Genomic DNA, 21,044 nt, shown 5'->3' with positions numbered 1-21,044 from the left:
TATTATATCATACGAATAAAGAACTTACAGAAGAGTTTTCGTATATGCGCTTTATAGCTTCTCCCACTATTGGAGCTATGCTCACTATGTTTATTTTGCTAGATTCTTTACCCTGCTGGCATATGGTGTTGGTTAATACTACCTCTTCTAATATAGAGTTGTTTATACGCTCTAACGCTGGTCCAGATAAAACACCATGAGTAGCTAGTGCTCTAACAGATCTTGCCCCTTTGTTTATAAGCATATTTGTAGCAGCCACCAAAGTACCTGCCGTATCTATAATATCATCTATTATAATGGCATCTTTACCCTCTACATTTCCTATTACATCAAACACTTCCGCTTTATTTGGTTCTGGTCTTCTTTTGTATATGATGGCGATGTTGCATCCAAGTTTATTGGCAAGCTGCCTTGCCCTTTCAGCACCACCAGCGTCTGGGGATACTACCACAGAACTAGAGGGATCTACTTTATACTTTATATAATCATACAACACCGGCAATGCCAACAAATTGTCCACTGGTATATTAAAAAATCCTTGAATTTGAGGAGAGTGTAAATCTACTATCACAGCCCTTTGGGCTCCTGCGTTGGTTATCATATCAGCTAACACTCTAGCGCTTATGGGAACACGTGGTTTATCTTTTCTATCTTGTCTTGCGTAGGCAAAATAAGGTATTACTGCAGTTATACGATAAGCAGACGCTCTTTTAATAGCATCTAATAGTAGTACAAGCTCCATAATGTGGTCGTTTATAGGAGCCGATAACGATTGAATAACAAATATATCTCCACCTCTCATAGATTCTTCTATTTGCACTCTTATCTCACCATCGCTAAATTTACTAAGAAGCGTTTTTGACAATGGTATATCGAGATATTCAGATATTTCTTGAGCTAACTTCATATTTGACGAACCAGCAATAAGCTTAATCGGTATACCCATTTTTAAACTCCTATAAAAGTTTTTAGGATTTTAGTATTATAAACCAAATAAATTTCCATGATTATGAGATAGGTTATTGTAAATAAACTTTTATATGAGTAGGTTATTATTATGGATACGTTAACTGTTGAAAAGCCAGTTTCAGTAGAGTTACCCAACGAGTATTATATAGAAAAAATTAAAGAGCTAAAAGCTAAAAAAAGTGTTGTGATACTTGCTCATTACTACCAAAGACCGGAAGTCCAAGATCTGGCTGATTTTGTAGGGGATTCTTTGGAACTTTCAAGAAAAGCCCAGCAAACGGATAAAGATATCATAGTGTTTTGCGGCGTAAGGTTTATGTGCGAAACTGCCAAAATCCTAAATCCCAATAAGAAAGTCCTACATCCAAATCCAGAATCTGGTTGCCCTATGGCAGACATGGCTACAGTCCAAGGGGTTTTAGAACTAAAAGAAAAATACCCAGATGCAGCGGTGGTGAGCTATGTAAATACATCCGCTGAGGTAAAAGCAGTATCGGATATATGCGTCACTTCTGCAAACGCAGTGAAGATAGTATCAAAATTAGAGCAAAAGCGTATAATCTTTGTGCCAGATATGGGGCTTGGAAACTGGGTAAAGAAAAATGTCCCAGACAAAGAGATTATCATATGGAAAGGTTTTTGTCCACCTCATTATGAGTTTGGCCTTTCAGATTTAAAAGCACTAAAAGAGCGCTATCCAAACGCTGTGGTAGCAGCTCATCCAGAGTGCAATCCAAAGGTTTTAGAGCATGCCGATTTTATAGGAAGTACAAGCCAGATTATAAACTTTGCCACCACAACCCCTCATAAAGATATCATCGTTATAACAGAAGTAGGTCTAAAATATGTACTTCAAAAGAAAGACCCCACTAAAAATTATATCTTCCCTGAGGCTATGCATTATTGCGGTTCGCCGGTTTATTGCTGTACTATGAAAGGCGTGACGCTTGCAAACCTTTACACCACCCTAAGAGATGAAATAAACGAAGTAACACTTCCAGAGGATGTTATATTAAAAGCTCAAAAACCCATAGAACGTATGCTAGAATTATCTAAATGAACAAAAACATATGGCTATTTAGCCTAACTAGCTTTCTCACAGATGCCTCTTCTGAAATAATATTTCCAATTTTACCGCTTTTACTTACTATACTTGGAGCATCTACGTTTGATATAGGTATTGTAGAAGGGCTTTCAGAGTTTTTATCAAACTTTTTAAGGATTTTTAGCGGAGACTTAGCGGACAAGCTAAAGGCAAAACCCCTAATAATAGGAGGATACCTCACTTCTGCCATATCAAAGAGTTTATACATATCAAGCATAATTTTAAACACATGGTTTTTTGTGCTTTTAGGAAGATCTTTAGATAGAGTAGGAAAAGCCATAAGAAGCCCCGGAAGAGATGCACTATTATCTTTATCTGTAAAAAAAGAAAAAACAGGGCTTGCTTTTGGTATACATAGATCCGCTGACACACTTGGGGCTCTTGTAGGAAGTCTTTTTGTACTTTGGTTTTTTTATAAGTTTGGTTCTAATGAGACAAGCATAAAACATCTTATCATCATAGCTCTTATACCGGCTTTTTTGGCCATTGTGCCACTTTTGTTTGTCTTTGAACCTCCAAGGGATTTAAAACTCACAAAAAAAGAAGAGGCTATACCAAAAGATTTTTACATATTTTCTCTTGTGATATTTTTGTGTCTTAGTACAAACTTTAGCTACGCTTTTTACATTCTCATAGGAAAAGCCTCAAACTTGTCTTTTTTTGATATATCCCTTGGATATGTGATATTTAACCTTATATATGCACTTTTTGGCATACCCATTGGAAAACTCTACGACAGCGTTAAGAACAAACATGCTTTATTTAGTATTACGCTTTTGATATTGGCTATAGCTCAGCTTGGTGCGAGTCTAAATTTTTACATAGGGTTTTTGGTGTTTGGTCTTTTTAACGCCTTTTATGAAATAGTAGGTAGAAGCTTGGTGAGTTTATACGGTGTAAAAAAACGCTCAAAAGCTTATGGGATATATGGATTTTCTGTGGCAAACGCCACACTTTTTGCAAACCTTATAATAGGTATTTTGTCTCATTTTGTAAATTTGTCTTTGGCTTTTAAGATAGAAGGCGTTTTAAGTATCATATTGTCTGTAATTTGGTATTTGTATAGTAAAAGGTTGCTTACAATAAAATCATAATAAAATAATTTTTTTGTGGTAAATTATTTTATTATGAGTAAATATGATGAATATGGGGTTTGCTACCACGGTTCGCAAGATAAAAATGGATTTACTATTATAGAGGCCATTGCTGTAATTGCGATAATACTTATAATATCTGCTGTGGCTATAATGAACTTCCAGTACTTCTACAACATATACAAGTTTCAAGAGTATGCTTACAGAATAGAGTATACCGTAAAACAGGCTAAAGCCCAAGCTATGGAAAATAGTTTTTATGTGGGCATATGCCAACAAGGAAATACTTTAATTGTAAACAATATAGGAAATAACTATCCATCAGATTTAACCGCTGCTTGCAGTGGTACACCATTAGAAACTATAAATATACAAAATGCAAACTATATATTAAGTGGAGCAAATACAATATTAGATCCAAGGGGTTTTGCTGTTTATGCACCAGGGTATTACTGCCTATACAACAAAACCACCAACAATTATTACGAAATATGTATAGGCCAATTCGGAGCACTGTTTGTACAAAAAGGAGGCGGACCATGTGCGTCATGTCCCGCAATGTAGATAAAGCTAAAATTTACAAAAGCAAGGGCTTCACCATTGTGGAGGCATTGGTAACCGTAGCTATAACCGCTTTAGCAATCTATATAATATATGGTATGATTACCTCATACGCTGCTATGACAAAAAATAATTATGTATATACTTGTCTAATACAAAGTGCTACTTCTGGCCTTGAAGCTAAGCTTATGAATCCAAGCGTCACTAGCTTATCTCTTACCTGCGGTGGCTTATTGGTAAATGTAAATGTAGTTGGTAACCCTCCAAACAATCCACCGCCATTCATAGGATCTGGACAAAGCGCATGCTCTACCGTAACATCAATAGCCACTTATCAAAGCTATAGCTTCTCTATACAAGACGATGCTTGTAATTTTGGCTCATAAACTAGTAATGGAGTGTCCTGATATGGAAAACAAAGGTTTAACAATTACAGAGCTTTTGGTGGCAATATTTATAAGCGCTATAATACTAAGCGCAATGGGATTTTTGTACGCTACAAGCAACAAAGTATTTGGCCAAACTGAAGGTATTCAAAATGCAAAAGATTATATAGATAACGGCATGACACAGTTACAATGGTTTTTTGATAGATGGGGAGCTGGTGTACCCTGCAACGATCCAACAGGTGCAAACAATTGCACAGTGGTAAGACCTTGTCAAGATTCAAACGGAAACTTTGATTTTCCGCCACCAAGCTCAATATGCATAACGTATCAACAAAATCAAACATATCCAAGCTGTGACGATGTTTATTTTTACGGAACTATGGGAGGTGAAGGTTTTGTATCAAAGGTTTCATCTTCTTCCACAGTAGCCGTAATGAGCTGTAGGCTAAGCGATGCTTCAAACAACAATTGTTACCTTATTAAAAGAGGCGGTATTTGGTTTAGGGATTATCAAAATCAAAATACCGTATTATTTTTCCAAATAAGTGGTTTATCTCAAAACAACTTAGATTGTATAAGTTCTAATGGTTTATCAAATGCAAATATGTCAAGAACAGTTAACGCTTTAAATGGAAAAGTTTATATACAAAATGGCCCTACCTCTACTCCACAGCTTCAAGATGGAGATCTCCTCATAAGAGCCCCGTCTTTAATACATCTATATTGCCAAACAAACCCTCAGGATGGTAAGCTGTGGCTTTATGCCCAAACCACAGATCAATCTCCATGTGGAAACAACAAAGGACCATATGCTCTCATGCCAGTAAACACATTTCAGGTTATAAACGATCCATATAATGATGGTTATGTAAAAGTTAGGATTAGCTTTCGCGGTAAGGACGGAAAACTTATAACCATGGATAGAATATTTGGGAGATAAGTTATGTTAGTAAATTTAAAACTTAAAAGCTCCAAAGGTTTTTCTTTGATTACAGTACTTGGGCTTACCCTTATAATATCTCTTATTGGTGCTACCGCTATGTATATAAGCCTAATAGACAACAAACTAACAGGTGCAAACGCTAAGTACGAATTGGCTGATAAAGCTGCTGAGTATGGACTTCTTCAGGCAGTAAATAGCATACAGGCAAATGGTTTTTGCTATAATACCACAAACAATGGTAGTGATGGATTAGCTACTTATTCTACACAGATACAAAGAAGTTCAAACGTATGCTTTGTAAAATCCACTGGACAGGTTGGAAACGCCAAAGTGGTAAAGACTGCCATTATTCAATATTATTATGGGATAGGCTTATACACTGTAAGAGGTGGGGTAAATGCAAGCTACAATGGAGGCAGGCTATCTGGGTGTGATAAAGCAAACTCTTGTTATGTACCTGCTTTTATAACCTCTGGTAGTATAAACCTAAATGGAGCTCAAACATACAGCTGTCAAGTAGACAATGGTAGCCAAAATATATTTGGAAACCCAGCTATTATAAACGGTGTTAAATTTATAGATCTAACGCCTTTGTTTTTCAACGTAAATTGCGAAAACTCACAAAGAGATTCAAATTGCAGCTATGGACTCAACAACGCTTTAGAAGATACGTTTGCCACTGATCCAAATACAAACATAAAAGATTTTTACATAGACCAATATAATCAAGTGGTGCTTACAAATACCGTTGAAAACAATCTTTATACACCACCCACACCAACTCCTTGTCATATAGACTACAATAATAATTTAAACCTTGGTAATTTAACAAGTAGTGGTTCTTGTTATATAAAGCGACGAGGAGTTGATATATACGGGACATTGCCATCTGGAGTTCAATATACAATATATATTATTAGAAGAAATAATGGAAATAATGCCAGTGGCACGATACTAGAAAATGTAAATGGAAACACTCCAACTAGCCAAAACAACTACAATATACCAAATTACAACCTAACCATATACACAAACCAACCAATTACAATAAGCGACGGGCTTTTTAATACAAGGCTAATCACTGATAACAACATAACATACTCTTATAATGGAAATGTACAATTAAACAATGGTGTACCATATACTACATACACAAATCAAAACGATGGTAATCCATACTGTTATTTACAAAACGATATAATAATACAAGGGTATGACAACTCAAGCGAAGGCAACAATAAACCGCAAATAGGTCTTGTTGGGGATAACGAAGCTCAAAATGGCTATTATACTGTAGATTTATATACATCAAATACAGATCTATTTGTAAGAGAGATTATTTTTAATGACTCTTCCAACAACTACTTTGCTAATAGCCTAGCATACATTTATTCTGACTCTTTTCCAGCGAATTTGCCTCCTACAAATAACTTGCAATCTATACAAGATTGCCAAAACAATATTTACCAATGCGGTTGGACTTACTATCCTGACTATCCTTACTATCAAGAGCAAACTTCTGAAAATGTATATTTTGGCAACGATATAAACAACAACTTAGCCCCTTCTTTACTGATAAACAACAATTCCGTAGTGCTAGGTTCTAGTGAAAGCTTTTCTGGTATATACTTTGGAGAAGATGTGAATTATATTTCTCGCTATTATGAGGCATCAGTGAATGGTTTTCTTGTAAGAAACTTCCCTCCTAATCTTTCTTTAAATATACAATTTGACAACAATACAAACTTTCAATTTAATAAAAGCGCCATAAATGCACTTAGTAACGAGTTTTGGTTTGTGCAACCTGTCCAATGTGTCCAGGACAACCCGCAACCTTACACGCAGATGATACAGACAGAGCTTACGGCGTACTGATTACAAACAAAGCCCCAGCACTTGAAGGAAGAGCTTTTATATCCCAGCCATGTTTTTGTATGATGGCTTTTACGATGCTAAGGCCAAGACCTGTGCCAGTAGGTTTACTAGAATAATAAGGCAAGAAGATTTTGGATATTTCTTTTATACCCTCCCCGTTGTCTTGATATAGGATCTCCTTTGGTTTTATCTCTATTTTTATCTTGGTGCTTTTAGATTCTATGCTGTTTTGGATGAGGTTCATAAACACGATCTTTATCTTTTCCTTGTCAAACTCTAAAATGTTGTCTCCTGTTATTTCAAAATCTACGCTGTAGGGTTTGTAAAGCTCTATTGCTTCTAAGATGGCATCTTTTATAGATTGAGTAGATTTATCAAGTATATCTATATTTGAAAAGTCTTTAAAATCTTGCAAGAGTTTTAGTATTTTGTCTATTTCTTTTAGGACTATATCTCCTACGGCGTTTATGGTATCTTGGAGTTTTTCAGGATGATTTTTTGATATTCTAAGAAGCCTTTCTATGTTTAGTTTTATGGGGGTAAGGGGGTTTTTTAGCTCGTGGGCTACTCTTTGGGCGGTTTCTTTCCAAACAGAAAGCCTTTGGGCGTTTACCATAGGGCTTACATCTTCAAAGATAAAGATTTTTTCGTTTTCTGAGAGTTCTATTATATCTTGTCTTATGTTTTTATCTTTAAAATCTAAATTTTTAATATCGGTGTTTCCAAACATATCCAAAAAGGCTTTGTTTACTCTTATTACATTGTAGTCTTTGTCTACGTAAGCTACGCCTATCGGTATATTGTCAAGGAGTTTGTTAAGTTGGTCTTTTTCTTTTATAAGGTCTTGATAGAGCTTTTTAAGATTTTCTTTCATATATTGAAAAGCTTGTATTAGTTCTGAGAGCTCGTCGTTGGTTCGTGGGGTTGGTAGTTTTGTATCAAGATCACCTTTTGCCAAAGTCTTAGCAGCTTCCGATAGTTCTTCAATGGGCTCTGATATATGACGGGCTAAAAATATCCCAAACCAAACGGTAAAAAGCACCACCATAAGAGCCAATATCACGATAAAAGCAACGTAGTTTCCATTTAGTATGTCTCTTGTTTTTACAAGCACAATAAACTCTTTTGCAAAGCGGTTTAAGGCTTTTGAAGATTTTTCAAGTTTTGCATCTTTGCCTACCACAAAAACGTAAGCTTTATCTCCTTTCATTATACATATGCTGTAAGATTTTTGATTTTCTACAATGGGATTGTCGCAATCAGATACTTCGTGTACAGCCCTTATATCAAAATGATTTACAAGAGAATAAGGGTCTTCATAGAAAATCAACCTACTCAAAAAATTTCTATAAAGGATAGCTTTTTCATATTGGCTTTGTTCAATCTCTTTGGAAAGTTTTATAGAAGTTCTTAAAACAAGCTTTGTTTTATCGCTTATAAAGGTTTTAACGCTTTCTACTATCACAAAGCTTGATGCAAACATCATAAGAGATATTGGTAAAAACATATAAAGGAGTATTATGGTGGTTATCTTGGTACGTAAGGTTTTTTTCTTGGTTTCGTAATATAGTTTTATAAATTTTCTAAAAATAATAACTGTAGCCAGTAAAAGGGCAAAAAGGTTTATATTGATGATAGCAAGAAAAGCGTATATATTTATGGAGGGGTTATGTTTTAAACTTAGTACAAAACCTATATTTGAAGCTAAGACTATTAATAATACTAAAAGCCCTAAAACTAAATTAACTTTTTTCTTGAATGTGTTTATGTTTAACCATCTCACCTTGCACCAGATATATAGCCATCTCCGCTACGTTTTCAGCATGGTCAGCTATCCTTTCAAAATGTCTTGCAACCATCTCCAAAGATATAGCCCTTTTTATATTGCGCTGATCTTCCATAACATATGTGATAAGCTCTCTTTCAAGCTGATGATAAAGCTCGTCTACCATATCGTCCCTTTGAATGACTTTCTTGGCTAACTCTATATCTTTTTGTAAAAAGCTTATAACACTATCGCTCACCATTTCTTTTGCTATATCAGACATCATAGTAAGGTTTATGTAAGGTTTTAAAGGTGGCTCTTGAGATAAAAGTATAGATCTTTGAGCTACATTTTCTGCTTCATCCGCCATACGCTCAAGATCCGATACAATTTTATACACCCCCATTACAAACCTAAGATCGCTAGCCTCTGGCTGATAAAGGGCTACCATCCTTATGCAATCTTGTTCTATTTTAACTTCCATAGCGTCTATATCGTCGTCTCCCTTTATCACTTCTTCGGCTAAATCTACGTTTTGATCAAGAAGCGACTTCATCGCCTTTTCTATGGCAGTTTGCACCATAGAAGCCATCTTTATAAGCTCTTTTTTTGTCTCTTCTAATTCTTCAAAAAACTTCATACATTAAATATTATAATATTTTTGTTAAGATTTCGTTAATTTTTTGTATTTAGCTTTTAACAAAACAAACATTCAAACATTAACCAAACAACATATAGTTGAATATATGTTTAGGTATAGTGTAAAATGTGTATAATAATAAGATAAAAAATTAAGTTTTAACAAAGACTTAAATAAATATTTGAAAGCTTGTGCTTGACAAAAGAAAACAAATTGTGCTAACCTTATACCCATGAATTAGCAATGAAAAATTTTATTTAGGAGGTAGTTATCATGAGAAACCGTTTGGGTATTCTCATGAGCTTACTCCCAAGAATGAGGAAACACATAGCGCTAGTGTTTAGCGCTTTCCTGATTCTTGGCGTAGGCTCAGAAGCAAAAGCTAATACAGTCCAAAGGGACTGCTATTCTAAATCTGTTTACGTGTCATGGTATGGGCACGCAAGACGCATTTACACCGCCAACGGTGGGGTCTATAACCACAATCTTTACTTTGCAGCTTCCAAAACTCTTCCTTTTGGTACGATGCTTTTTATAGAAAATCCAAGAAACCACAGATCTGTGGTAGTCAAAATAGTAGACAGAGGCCCATTTGTAAGAGGAAGAGCGTTAGATCTTTCTTACGGAGCAGCAAAAGCCCTAGGTATATTAGCTCAAGGGGTAGCAAGAGTAAGAGTGATGCCTCTTAGTTGCTCTTACGCTTACGATAAAAACGTAGATATAATAAAAGATATTATAAGGACATCCAGGAATTCGTAAGCTAATAGCTTCTAGTACGATCCCTCTATTTATTAGAGGGATTGAATTTGTTTGCATTACATACCATCTCAGAAAGCACATTAGATATGTTAAATGTATTAGCACAAAATAGCTTATAATTAATACGGTACGGGGTGTAGCTCAGGTGGTAGAGCACAGGCTTCGGGAGCCTGGGGCCGCAGGTTCAAGTCCTGTCACCCCGACTCTGTAGGGGATGTAGCTCAGGTGGGAGAGCGATGCCATCGCAAGGCATAGGCCGGGGGTTCAACTCCCCTCATCTCCATTTTTTAGGCTTTTGACATAGGAAAACTGAATCGTCAGTCATATATCATAGAAAAACATCAACTACTTGATATAATATCAGTATGAATATAAGGGGTCTTGGTACCATAGCTATAAAACTTTTAACCGGAGATGGCGGCAAGTTTTTCACACTCATACTTGGTGTTAGTTTTGCTGTGTTTTTGATGCTCCAAATGACATCCATTTTTTTTGGTGTTATAGCAAAATCTGGTTCCAGCATATACAATACAGATGCCGATATGTGGGTGATGGATAGAAGTGTAGATAATTCAAAAGAAAACATACCTCTTCCAGATTACGTGCTTGATTATGCAAGGAGCTTACCTGGGGTTCTTTACGCCGCTCCAATATACTTTGGAGCTGGCACCGTAAAACTACCAAACGGAAAATATCAAGCTGTGGATATAGTAGGTCTTGACGATGTTTCTTTAATGGGTAGACCAATCATGATTCAAGGGAATATAAACGATATATACTCAAGCTACGCTTTTATAGCTATAAAAGATCCAGATTTAAAAAAACTTGGAAACGTTCATATAGGTTCTACCTTTGAAATAAACGATCATAAAGGGGTAATAGTAGGTTTTGCCAAAACTGCTATGTCTGGGCTTTTTGGAAATCCAACCTTATATACCACCTATACAAGGGCTACAGAAGATTTACCCAACACAAGATTTACGATATCTTATGTTCTTATTAAGCTTAAAAGCCCCAAATACATACCACAGATTAAAAAAGAAATAGCTAAGCTTGGTTATAGAGCCCTAACATCAAAAGAGTTTACAAAAGTAAATGCAAATTTTTACATGTTTAAAACCGGTTTTGGTACAAACGTGCTTATAATGACACTAGTGAGCTTCATAGTAGGGCTTTCTATAGCAGGGCAGACATTTTATACGTTTGTTTTAGAAAATCTTGAAAAGTTTGGCGCCTTAAAAGCTATAGGAGCCACCAGAAAAGAGCTTGTGTTTATAATTATTCTTCAGGCTGTTTTAGTGGGCCTGATAGGGTACGGAGTTGGCGTACTTTTAGCATCATCGTTTATAGCCTTTGGGCACCTAAAATTGCCAAACTACGCAGCTATGATAAGCTATGGTAACATGCTAGGAGCTTTCATTATGGTCATTTTTATTGTGGCTTTTGCAAGCTTTTTAGGTATAAGAAAAGTACTAAAGATAGAAGCTTTTGATGTATTTAGAGGATAACTAATGCCAGAAAACAAAAATCCTAAAAGGTTGTCTATAAAAGTTGAAAACCTCACAAAGTGCTTTGGAACAGGAGAAGCAAAAACCTGTGCGGTAAAAAACGTTAGCTTAGAGATATATTACGGTGAGATGCTTTACATAGTAGGACCCACTGGTTCTGGTAAAACAACGTTTCTTAGTTTGATATCTGGAGTTTTAAGACCAGACTCCGGAAAAGTAATATACTATGGTTTATCTAAAGAAAACAAAGATAAAAGTATAGACATATTTTCACTTAGCACAGACGATTTGGCAAGATTTAGACTAGATCATATAGGATTTGTATTCCAAGATTACCATCTTTTCCCAAGGCTTACAGCTGTGGAAAACGCAGGGATACCGCTTGTCCTAAAAGGATACAGTTGGAACAAAGCCTTAGAAATAGCAAGAGAAAAGCTAAAGATGGCGCAACTTCCAGAGCAAAAGTACGAGCTTCCAGCCTATAAAATGTCTGGCGGTGAGCAACAGAGGGTAGCCATAGCAAGGGCTCTATCCACAGAACCAGCCATATTGGCTTTAGACGAGCCTACAGCCGCTTTGGACGGGGATACTGGTAAAAAGGTTATAAAGCTTATAAAAGAACGGATGTTAAATGAAAACAGAACCATAATAGTTATAACCCACGACAACAGGATATTTGAAGATGCTACAAGGATAGTGCACATGGAAGATGGCATGTTGAAGGAGATTTCTATAAATGAAATTTTTTAATGGTTTTTTAGAGGAGGTAGAATATGAAGGTTAAAATCCTCACAGCGTTAGCCATTCTTGGTATCATAGCAGGTATTATAAGCGCTCACATATACGGATCGGCTCCAAAACCACCACCACCTATAGCTATGACAAAAGACCCTTTTACAAATGGCGTTTATGCAAACGGTATAGTAGAACCAGTGCAAGATAGCGGGGAGAGCATAAATATATACCCTGAGGTATCTGGAAATGTAACAAAGGTTTTTGTAAAATACGGTGAGTTTGTGCAAAAAGGACAACCTCTTTTCCAAGTGGATGACAGCGTACAAGCCCAAACGGTCAAACAGCTTTACCATCAAATGCAAGCAGACTATACAAAATATCAAGAGCTTTTACACGAACCAAGACCCCAAGTTTTGGCAGTTTCAAAAGCTCAAGTAGATTATGCCAAAGCCCAGCTTGCTTATGCTCAGTCAAACTATGAAAAGCTTTTAAACTCTTATAAACTAAACCCAAAATCTGTATCAAAGCAAGATTTAGACAATGCAAAAAACGCTTTAAAAGAAGCAAAAGAAAATCTTAAAGTAGCTATTAAAAACTATGAACTAACAAAAGCAGGAGCTTGGAGTTACGATATAAAAACCCAGTATCAACTTTACAAAGCCGATAAACATGCTTACCAAAGTGCTTTAGAGCTTTTAAAAAGATATACGGTAAAAGCGCCGGTATCTGGAACTGTTTTAGAGCTAAACGTGGAAAAAGGGGACTATGTATCACCTTCTGGTGTTTATTATACTTATACACATGCTTACGTTACACCTGTAAGGCTTGGCCAAAGCTCCAATGGAGAGCTTCAAGTTAGAGCGTTTATAGATGAGATACTCCTTACAAAACTACCACCTATAAAAGATTTAAAGGCCGTTATGTTTATAAGAGGTACCAATGTATCTGTGCCACTTAAATTTGTAGCGGTAGAACCTTATGTAACACCTAAGATAGAACTATCGGATGAGCTACTAGAAAGAGTGGACGTAAGAGTTCTACCTGTAATATTTAGATTTAAAAAGCCTAAAAACGTAAACCTCTACCCTGGCCAATTGGTAGACATATATTTAGAGGGCAAATAATATGAGAAAGGCTATAGTTGTTATCGGTATAGGAGCTTTGATATTAAACTCTTGTGCTTTTTACGCAAAACCAACAAATGTATCTATAAAATATCCAAGCGCTTTTAAAGAAAAGCTACCAAACCAAGAACTAAATACCAATCTAAAAGATTGGTGGAAAACCTTCAACGATAAAACCCTTGATTACTATGTAGATTTGGCTCTAAAGAACAATCCAAATTACCTTATAGCTCTTAAAAATATAGAACTATCAAAAGCTTATGTGCTTGAAAACTCATCTGTGCTTTTTCCAAGTTTTAATCTAAACGCCTCTGGTACCAAACAACAACTATCCAGGCGCACACCTACTGGAAAATTTTTCAGTATAGCGCCCTATACCACCTATAACCTTTCCGTAAGCGCCTCTTATGAGATAGATCTTTTTGCAAAAGCTCTAAACGCCTATAGATACTATAAGGAAAATGTAAAAATAACAAAAGAAGAAGCCAAAGCCATCAAAAACGCCCTTATCATGAATACAGTAAACAACTACTATCAAATAGTAGAAAACGCCCATTATATAAAGCTTTTAGAAAAAGAAATAAATATAGCAAAGAAAAACTTAGAGTTAGCAAAAACAAATTACAAAGCAGGGCTTACATCTTATCAAAGTGTAGACCAAGCTAAAAGCTCATTGCTAAATTTAGAACAAACGTTAGAAACCTATAAAGCTCAAAGAAAAGTGTTGGTAAATGCCTTTGCTTATCTTTTGGGAGAATATCCAGAAGACTTTAAATTTTCTATATACGGTACGTTGCCAAAGGATTTTGCCATACCAAAAGCAATACCCTCCACAGTGCTCATTACAAGACCAGACGTCAAGGAGGCTATGTATAACGTAATATCAAGCGCTTATCAAAAGAAAGTGGCTTTAGCAAACTTCTTTCCATCTTTTGACCTCACTGGTAGCTACGGCTTTCAATCCCAGCAGCTAAATAACCTCGTGACCCAGCCAAGCATATCTTGGAATTTTGGCCTAAACATTATAGAACCTATACTAAACTGGAATCAAAACTTAGGTTTATACAAAGCGTCAAAAGTAGCTTTGGCTCAAAGCATATTAAACTATAGACAAACTGTTTTAAACGCTTTTAAGGAAGTGGACGATGCCATCGCCCAATACAAAACAGATGATATTAATTATAAAAGCCTAAAAAAGACATATCAAACAACGCTGGATCAATACCGCATAGCGCTCGCAAATTACAAAGCAGGACTTACTCCTTACAGCAATCTACTCAATTATAGAACAAATCTAATTGAATCTAAAAAAGCCCTTTTAGATCAGAAACTAAAACTTATACAAGATATATCGTCTTTATACAACGTATTGGGGTATTAAGAAATCAGCTTAACTCTTTTTCTAAGTACTCTTTTAACATGTCAGGGCTTTCCATCTTCGTTATCACACCGGCTTTTATAAAGGATATATCACCGGTTTCTTCTGATACCACCACCGCTAAAGCATCTGATTCTTCGGTGATACCAACCGCAGCCCTATGCCTTGTACCGTATTTTTTGGGAAGGTCTTTATTTTTAGACAATGGCAATACGCAAGAAGCGTACAATATTTTATCTTCTTTTATTACAACAGCACCATCATGCAAAGGTGTCATAGGATAAAATATCGTTATAAGAAGCTCTACTGATACAGTTGCATCTATATAAGAACAACCATCTATGATATCTTCTAAGCTTTGGCTTCTTTCTATGACAATGAGAGCCCCTATTTGTCTTTGGGATAAAAAAGAGCAAGCCATTGCTATACGTTCTATTACCTTTTGGGTGGCTTGAGAATTTTTTTGTATGCTGGTTCTCTCACCAAGTCTTGATAATGCTCTTCTTATCTCCGGTTGGAATATTATAACAAGTACCACTATGCCTAAGGTCCAAAGTTTTTCAAAGATAAAAGACATAGTCTTAAGACCCAAGGCTTCAGATAGCATCCAAATAAGAGCTATTACAATTACACCCTTTAGTATTTGACCTCCCCTTGATTTTGCCATGTAATATATGACTTCGTATACGAGAAAATATACCAAAGCTATATCTATAATATCTTTAAGGGTGATAAAATGCAGTATCTCAAGCATAGTGATAATTCCTTATTGCATCTAAAAGCGCTATAAACTCCTTAGTAGCGGCTACATCGTGCGTTCTTACAATATGGCAAGCGTTTTTTATAATACTTTGTGCTATAGACCCAAGACTTCCTACAAGCCTTTGCTCCGGGGCTGGTATAGACTCTTTTTGTAAAAACTCTTTTATCACTATACCTATAAAAGATTTTCTTGAAGTACCTATAAGAATTGGCCTATCAAGGCTTCTAAAAGCCTCTATCTGATTTAAAATCTCTAAGTTGTGCATAGGTTTTTTGGCAAAGCCTATACACGGGTCTATGATTATTCCGTTAAATAGATTATACCCAAGTTCTAAAAGCTTTGTCTCTTGGCTTTTAAAATGATTTATAATTTCAAGGGTTATATCCTCATACTCAAAATCTGTATGAGGCCACTGGTTTGGTTTGTACGAAGAGGAATGTCCTATGATGTAAGGGCAGTTATAAACAGCTATAGTTTTTAGCATATTATCGTCAAAAACTCCACCGCTTATGTCGTTTATAATATCTGCCCCTTCTTCAAGGCATACTCTAGCAGTATTGGAAAAATACGTATCTATGGATATCCAAACATTTTTAAACTCTTTTCTTATCTTTCTTAAGGGTTCTAAAAGCTTACGAACCTCTTCCTCAGAAGATATTTCCTCTGCTCCAGGTCTAGTAGATTGAGCTCCTATATCTATTATATTTGCACCCTCTTTTATAAACTCTTCTACTCTAAAAAGTATATCTTTCTCATCTACTCTTGAAGGTGCATAAAAGGAATCTTTGGTTATATTTATAACTCCCATTACAAGTGGCCTTATGTCTGAAAGGTGCAAAACTTTTGTGTTGTAAGATATGTTGTAGCGGTGCTCTTTGTCAAAATTAGTGATATGCTTTATAAGTTCTTGAGCTATTTTTGGTTTTGTGGCTTTTAAAAGCTCAAAAATACCAAACTTATTTCCTATGATAAATGCATATTTCCCCTGATTGTGGCAAAATACACCAAAACGAGCAGCATTTTCTAGCACATTTTTCTCTAAAAAGCCCTCAAACTTTATAGCATAAGATGGCACTATTTTAGATAGTTCTTCGGTTTTAATACTGTAATGGACATTTCTTTTTATGTATACATGGACGTCTTTTGATGTGTTTAAAAATGTTATTTTCATCAGCGCATTTTTATAAGCTTTGCAGTTTTATAAATTTTTATATACTCTTGAACGCTTCTTCTCCAAGAAAAATCCTGAGACATGGCATTTGAGACAATGTTATACCACTCGTTGTACTCTGGAATGTATTTTTTCTGATAAACTGTCATAGCCCTTGCCATAGTATAAAGAAAATCTTTGTAGGTGTAATCTTCAAAAGAAAAACCAGTACCGTGCTCGTTATCTTCGTTATAATCTATAACGGTATCCGCTAAACCACCAGTTTTATGCACTATCGGTATAGCTCCGTATCTCATAGCAATCATCTGACCTATACCGCAAGGCTCGTATTCAGAGGGCATCAGAAAAATATCAGCTCCAGCGTAAAGTTTTCTAGATAAAATATCGTTATATTCTATCCTAGCTGCAACATAACCCATATTTCTTTTAACCATATCAAGCACTTTACCCTGATAATAATAATCTCCAGAGCCTAAAAATATAAAATCGTAACCTATTTTTACAGCATCGTCTATTGCTTTTTCTATCAAATCAAGCCCTTTTTGTTTTGCAAGCCTTGCTATAAATGCTGCCAAAGGTCTTGTATGAGGAGTTTCAAGCCCAAAAAGTTCTTTCACATATTTTTTATTTTTTTCTTTGCCCTCTTTAAAGGTATTAATATCGTAGTTTTGATACAAACTTTTATCTGTGGCGGGATTCCAAGATTCGGTATCTATTCCGTTTAAAATCCCAAAAACGTATCTTTTCTCCCTCAGCACACCCTCAATGCCAAACCCCATATTTGTTTGAATTTCTTTAGCGTGTGTTTTACTTACAGTGGTTATAACATCAGAATGCACTATACCGCCTTTTAAAAAATTAACCTGATTGTAAAATTCTAAATCTTCTGGATTAAAGAGCTCCCAAGGTATACCTATCTGAGACAAAATATGACCTGGGAATATACCCTGAAAAGCTATGTTATGTATAGTAAGCACCGCAGCAGTCTCATCAAGATGCTTAAAATATAAATCTTTATAAACAGCCACCAACGCTGTATGCCAATCGTGTATGTGTATTACATCTGGAATATGACAAATATGAGACAGTGTTTCCAAAGAGGCTAATGAGAAAAAGGCAAACCTAAGATAATTATCCTCGTAAGGGCCTTTTGGGGTACCATAAACATATTCTCTTCCAAAAAACGTCTTTTGGTCTATTAGAAATATATCTACATTGTCTAAATTAGTTTTATATATATGAAAATCGTAATACACACCGCCTAAATTTAACGTATGCTGTGTGATGAATTGAACATTTTGGGCTTTTATTGACTTATAAAATGGAAGTATCACTGAAACTTGATGTCCTAGGTTTACAAGCTCTTTTGCCAAGGACTGGACCACATCACCCAGCCCACCCACCTTCACCAGAGGTTCGCACTCAGAAGCCACAAAGCATATTTTCATATTTTAATTTTACCATATAAAAACACCTTTAAGAAACAAAAAATTATATAATATTTACATGGAAGACAAAATGATCACAAGCGAAGAACTAATCAGTATAGAAGATTTTTCAAAGGTAAAGCTTGCTTTAGCCAAAGTTTTAGATGTGGAAGAAGTGCCAAAATCCGATAAGCTTTTAAAATTGGAAGTAAAGATAGGAGACGAAAAAAGGACAATATTAGCAGGTATAAAACAGCATTACAACAAAGAGGAGCTTGTAGGTAAAAAAATCCTTGTGGTATATAATTTAAAACCGAGGAAAATGATGGGCTTTGAATCTCAGGGTATGGTATTAGCCCTGTCCGATGGAGAGAACTTCTCCTTGATAGTACCAGATAAAGATGTAAAAGACGGCACGTTTGCAAGATGATACATATTACTTTTATTCAATACGTACTTTCGGTTGTATCTGGTATATTTGTAGGGCTTATACTTTCTTTAATAGGAGGCGGTGGTTCTATACTGGCGGTACCGTTGCTACTTTACTTCGTAGGACTTGACAATCAAAATCTAAATCCTGAAGAAGATGACGCAGTAAAACATCTTGCTATAGGCAGTACGGCATTGGCAGTAGGTATAAACGCATTTATTAACTCTATATTTCATTTCAAACATGGAAACGTCAGCATAAAAGAAGGCTTTATATTTGCAATTCCTGGTATAATAGGCTCTTTTCTGGGGGCATTTGTAGGAGCGTCTTTAAAAGGTAAGGACCTACTAATAGCTTTTGGTTTTATGATGATAGCTATAGCTTTCTACGTAATGTTTACGAAAGAAAAGAAAGAGTTTCACAAAGAAGGTATTGCAGGAAATCCTTTTTTAATAGCTTTGTCCGGATTTTTTGTGGGTATTCTATCTGGTTTTTTTGGTATAGGCGGTGGTTTTTTGATAGTACCAGCACTTCTTTTTAGCACAAACTTAAGTACTATAAAAGCCATTGGCACCTCTTTGATATCGGTAGGTATGTTTGGTATAACAACCGCCATAGTATATGCTACAAAACACGAGGTAGATTTTCTCATAGCCATCTGTTATCTAGTGGGTGGTTTTTTAGGTGGGTTCTTAGGTGTGAAACTGGCAACTAGATTAAACGCAAAAAAACTAAAAACCTTTTACGCTATAGCGGTTATACTTGTAGGCTTATATATCATATACAGAAACATAAGATAATCAATCTAGTTTTCTTATAATCTCTCTTAAAGAGGATACAGAGTACTGAATCGTTTTGTCCTCTTTTATCTGTTTTTCTATCTTTTTGATAGAATGGTTAACGCTTGAATGGGACTTTATGTTAAAAGCCTTTGCTATCTCAGCAAGAGAAAAGCCTGTAAACTCCCTTGATAAAAAGATAGCTATATGTTTTGCTGTAGCGTATTTTTTGTTTTTATAGCTTTTATTAAAAATATCCATACTAACGTTAAAATAGTTTGCTACAGTTTTTTTAATCTTGTCTATACTTAATTCTTTTGGTGTGTTGGTAATCGTGGCAGACTTGTAAGCCGTGGCAGACTTGTAGTGCGTGGCAGAGTTGTTGGCCGTGGCAGACTTGTAGGCCTCTAATATAGAAACACCTTTTGCCTTTATCTGAAGCACAAGACCCTCAATCTCTCTAGCGTTGTTGGTGGTATTGTCTTTTATATAGGATATAAGTCTTTCGTCTATATTTAGTCCATAAATCTGGATTTTTTGCTTTATAATGGAAAGCTTTATTTGATCGTCTATGCTGGTTTCCACCAAAAGACCACCTTCAAACCTACTTACAAGCCTTTCGGAGATATCTTTTATGTCCCTTGGATGCTTATCGCTCGCAAATACTATATGCTTGTTGTATTGAAAAAGATAGTTAAATATGTTAAAAAGCTCCATCTGAGTACGTTCTTTACCAGACAAAAACTGTATATCATCTATGAGTAAGATATCTACACCTTTGTATTTCTCTCTAAAGCTTATTATATTGCCAGCTTTTAAATAATAAACCATCTCCTCTGTAAAATCGTTCATAGATGTATATATAACGCTTCTTCCAAGAGAGTAAGCTTTGTTGCCTATAGCCTGTAAAAGATGTGTTTTGCCACTTCCTACTTTCCCGTATATAAAAAGAGGATTATATATAGAATTTTCATCTGTAGCCACTTCTAAAGATGCCCTATAAGCCACTTCGTTTTGCTTACCTACTATAAAGTTATCAAACGTATACTTAGAAGATATACCTTCTTTAAAAGCACTTTTATTTTTTACATCAGAAAGGTTCAACTTGGTTTCAGCGTTAGGGTATGAAGGTGTAGATATGCTAAAAGACGCTTTATCTACGGCAGCTTGCCTATCAACACTATCTTTGTAAGTTGAATAACTTACGTCTATATTAGGATTGTCTTGCTCTTTTATCACAAGCTTTATGGAGAAGCCTTTCTTATAAGCTTCATCTCTTAGTATGTTGCCAAGGGTTTGATGTATCCAGTTTCTTGATTGCTCTGTGGGGCATTCCAATACGAGGCTTTCACCTTCAATAGCTACTGGTTTTAAGCTTTTAACAAGGGCCATTGTAGGTTTGTCAATTTTTTTGCTTATACCAACAAGTATATTGTCCCATATGCCTTTACAGTCTTCATTGGTATTTTTTTGATTTGAAAATCCTAAAACACCAAAAAATTCACTTTTCCTATTTACCTTTATTTTTTTAAATTGGTTCAGGTTCTTGTTCATATGTTTTAAGTATATAAACCTCATTAGTGCTAAAAATACGAAAAAATAGAAACTTATCAATACCTTTCATATTTT

20 protein-coding genes and 2 tRNA genes are annotated in these 21,044 nt (G+C 35.5%); 15 read left to right on the top strand and 7 right to left on the bottom strand.

Annotated features, from left to right (window positions below; genetic code table 11):
• Positions 1 to 7: 7 nt before the first annotated feature.
• Positions 8 to 946, bottom strand: coding sequence for a ribose-phosphate pyrophosphokinase (locus HYD3684_RS00110; RefSeq protein WP_015418673.1), 939 nt, complete (start codon positions 944 to 946; stop codon positions 8 to 10).
• Between the two features lie 111 nt (positions 947 to 1,057).
• Between HYD3684_RS00110 and nadA the strand changes: the two genes are divergently transcribed.
• The 6 genes from nadA (at position 1,058) to HYD3684_RS00080 (ending at position 6,936) form a co-directional block, all read left to right on the top strand.
• Positions 1,058 to 2,029 carry a quinolinate synthase NadA gene (nadA, locus tag HYD3684_RS00105; RefSeq protein ID WP_015418672.1) on the top strand — a complete coding sequence of 324 codons (972 nt, stop codon included), beginning with the start codon at positions 1,058 to 1,060 and terminating at the stop codon, positions 2,027 to 2,029.
• Positions 2,026 to 3,168, top strand: coding sequence for an MFS transporter (locus HYD3684_RS00100; protein ID WP_015418671.1), 1,143 nt, complete (start codon positions 2,026 to 2,028; stop codon positions 3,166 to 3,168). Before nadA ends, HYD3684_RS00100 begins: the two co-directional genes overlap by 4 nt.
• A gap of 33 nt (positions 3,169 to 3,201) precedes the next feature.
• Entirely contained in the window at positions 3,202 to 3,732 is a 531-nt protein-coding gene (locus HYD3684_RS00095) for a prepilin-type N-terminal cleavage/methylation domain-containing protein (RefSeq protein ID WP_015418670.1), read from the top strand.
• 95 nt (positions 3,733 to 3,827) lie between these two features.
• Positions 3,828 to 4,115 (top strand): hypothetical protein, encoded by a 288-nt coding sequence (locus tag HYD3684_RS00090; RefSeq protein ID WP_238524027.1) that lies wholly within the window; start codon positions 3,828 to 3,830, stop codon positions 4,113 to 4,115.
• A gap of 22 nt (positions 4,116 to 4,137) precedes the next feature.
• On the top strand, positions 4,138 to 5,058 hold the full coding sequence (locus HYD3684_RS00085; protein ID WP_237698604.1) for a prepilin-type N-terminal cleavage/methylation domain-containing protein: 921 nt from the start codon (positions 4,138 to 4,140) through the stop codon (positions 5,056 to 5,058).
• Positions 5,059 to 5,061: 3 nt separating this feature from the next.
• Positions 5,062 to 6,936, top strand: coding sequence for a hypothetical protein (locus HYD3684_RS00080; RefSeq protein WP_015418667.1), 1,875 nt, complete (start codon positions 5,062 to 5,064; stop codon positions 6,934 to 6,936).
• On the opposite strand, the gene HYD3684_RS00075 is transcribed toward HYD3684_RS00080, so the two are convergent.
• Complete coding sequence (locus HYD3684_RS00075) at positions 6,923 to 8,719, bottom strand: HAMP domain-containing protein (protein WP_015418666.1); 1,797 nt, start codon at positions 8,717 to 8,719, stop codon at positions 6,923 to 6,925. The genes HYD3684_RS00080 and HYD3684_RS00075 overlap by 14 nt on opposite strands.
• Positions 8,679 to 9,341 carry a phosphate signaling complex protein PhoU gene (phoU, locus tag HYD3684_RS00070; RefSeq protein ID WP_015418665.1) on the bottom strand — a complete coding sequence of 221 codons (663 nt, stop codon included), beginning with the start codon at positions 9,339 to 9,341 and terminating at the stop codon, positions 8,679 to 8,681. Before phoU ends, HYD3684_RS00075 begins: the two co-directional genes overlap by 41 nt.
• Before the next feature lie 273 nt (positions 9,342 to 9,614).
• Here phoU and HYD3684_RS00065 point away from each other — a divergent pair, with 273 nt between their 5' ends.
• The 7 genes from HYD3684_RS00065 to HYD3684_RS00035 all read left to right on the top strand — a co-directional run bounded on the left by HYD3684_RS00065 (position 9,615) and on the right by HYD3684_RS00035 (position 14,848).
• Complete coding sequence (locus HYD3684_RS00065) at positions 9,615 to 10,100, top strand: septal ring lytic transglycosylase RlpA family protein (RefSeq protein ID WP_015418664.1); 486 nt, start codon at positions 9,615 to 9,617, stop codon at positions 10,098 to 10,100.
• 130 nt (positions 10,101 to 10,230) lie between these two features.
• Positions 10,231 to 10,303 (top strand) — tRNA-Pro (locus HYD3684_RS00060).
• Positions 10,304 to 10,310: 7 nt separating this feature from the next.
• Positions 10,311 to 10,383: transfer RNA gene (locus HYD3684_RS00055), tRNA-Ala, on the top strand.
• Positions 10,384 to 10,471: 88 nt separating this feature from the next.
• Entirely contained in the window at positions 10,472 to 11,608 is a 1,137-nt protein-coding gene (locus HYD3684_RS00050; RefSeq protein WP_174256043.1) for an FtsX-like permease family protein, read from the top strand.
• A gap of 3 nt (positions 11,609 to 11,611) precedes the next feature.
• Entirely contained in the window at positions 11,612 to 12,358 is a 747-nt protein-coding gene (locus HYD3684_RS00045) for an ABC transporter ATP-binding protein (protein ID WP_015418662.1), read from the top strand.
• A gap of 23 nt (positions 12,359 to 12,381) precedes the next feature.
• On the top strand, positions 12,382 to 13,467 hold the full coding sequence (locus HYD3684_RS00040; RefSeq protein WP_015418661.1) for an HlyD family secretion protein: 1,086 nt from the start codon (positions 12,382 to 12,384) through the stop codon (positions 13,465 to 13,467).
• A gap of 1 nt (position 13,468) precedes the next feature.
• Positions 13,469 to 14,848 carry a TolC family protein gene (locus HYD3684_RS00035; RefSeq protein WP_015418660.1) on the top strand — a complete coding sequence of 460 codons (1,380 nt, stop codon included), beginning with the start codon at positions 13,469 to 13,471 and terminating at the stop codon, positions 14,846 to 14,848.
• A 4-nt stretch (positions 14,849 to 14,852) separates the two neighbouring features.
• Here HYD3684_RS00035 and cdaA read toward each other — a convergent pair whose 3' ends face one another.
• From cdaA to glgA, 3 genes are read right to left on the bottom strand one after another with little or no spacing between them, the layout of a single operon-like run.
• Positions 14,853 to 15,599 carry a diadenylate cyclase CdaA gene (gene cdaA / locus HYD3684_RS00030; RefSeq protein WP_012513055.1) on the bottom strand — a complete coding sequence of 249 codons (747 nt, stop codon included), beginning with the start codon at positions 15,597 to 15,599 and terminating at the stop codon, positions 14,853 to 14,855.
• Positions 15,592 to 16,779 (bottom strand): dihydropteroate synthase, encoded by a 1,188-nt coding sequence (gene folP / locus HYD3684_RS00025; protein ID WP_015418659.1) that lies wholly within the window; start codon positions 16,777 to 16,779, stop codon positions 15,592 to 15,594. Before folP ends, cdaA begins: the two co-directional genes overlap by 8 nt.
• Positions 16,779 to 18,227, bottom strand: a complete 1,449-nt coding sequence (gene glgA, locus HYD3684_RS00020; protein ID WP_015418658.1) for a glycogen synthase GlgA — start codon at positions 18,225 to 18,227, stop codon at positions 16,779 to 16,781. The genes folP and glgA overlap by 1 nt, the downstream gene beginning before the upstream one ends.
• Before the next feature lie 58 nt (positions 18,228 to 18,285).
• Here glgA and metG point away from each other — a divergent pair, with 58 nt between their 5' ends.
• Both metG and HYD3684_RS00010 read left to right on the top strand, forming a co-directional pair.
• A complete protein-coding gene (metG, locus tag HYD3684_RS00015; RefSeq protein WP_237698603.1) occupies positions 18,286 to 18,636 on the top strand; it encodes a methionine--tRNA ligase subunit beta in 351 nt (116 codons plus the stop codon).
• Positions 18,633 to 19,436, top strand: coding sequence for a sulfite exporter TauE/SafE family protein (locus HYD3684_RS00010; protein ID WP_015418656.1), 804 nt, complete (start codon positions 18,633 to 18,635; stop codon positions 19,434 to 19,436). The genes metG and HYD3684_RS00010 overlap by 4 nt, the downstream gene beginning before the upstream one ends.
• Here HYD3684_RS00010 and dnaA read toward each other — a convergent pair whose 3' ends face one another.
• Positions 19,437 to 20,969, bottom strand: a complete 1,533-nt coding sequence (gene dnaA / locus HYD3684_RS00005; RefSeq protein WP_237698602.1) for a chromosomal replication initiator protein DnaA — start codon at positions 20,967 to 20,969, stop codon at positions 19,437 to 19,439.
• Positions 20,970 to 21,044: the final 75 nt, after the last annotated feature.

This window comes from Hydrogenobaculum sp. 3684 (genome assembly GCF_000213785.1).
Classification (GTDB): Bacteria; Aquificota; Aquificia; order Aquificales; family Aquificaceae; genus Hydrogenobaculum.
This window is presented reverse-complemented; position numbering and strand designations above follow the sequence as displayed.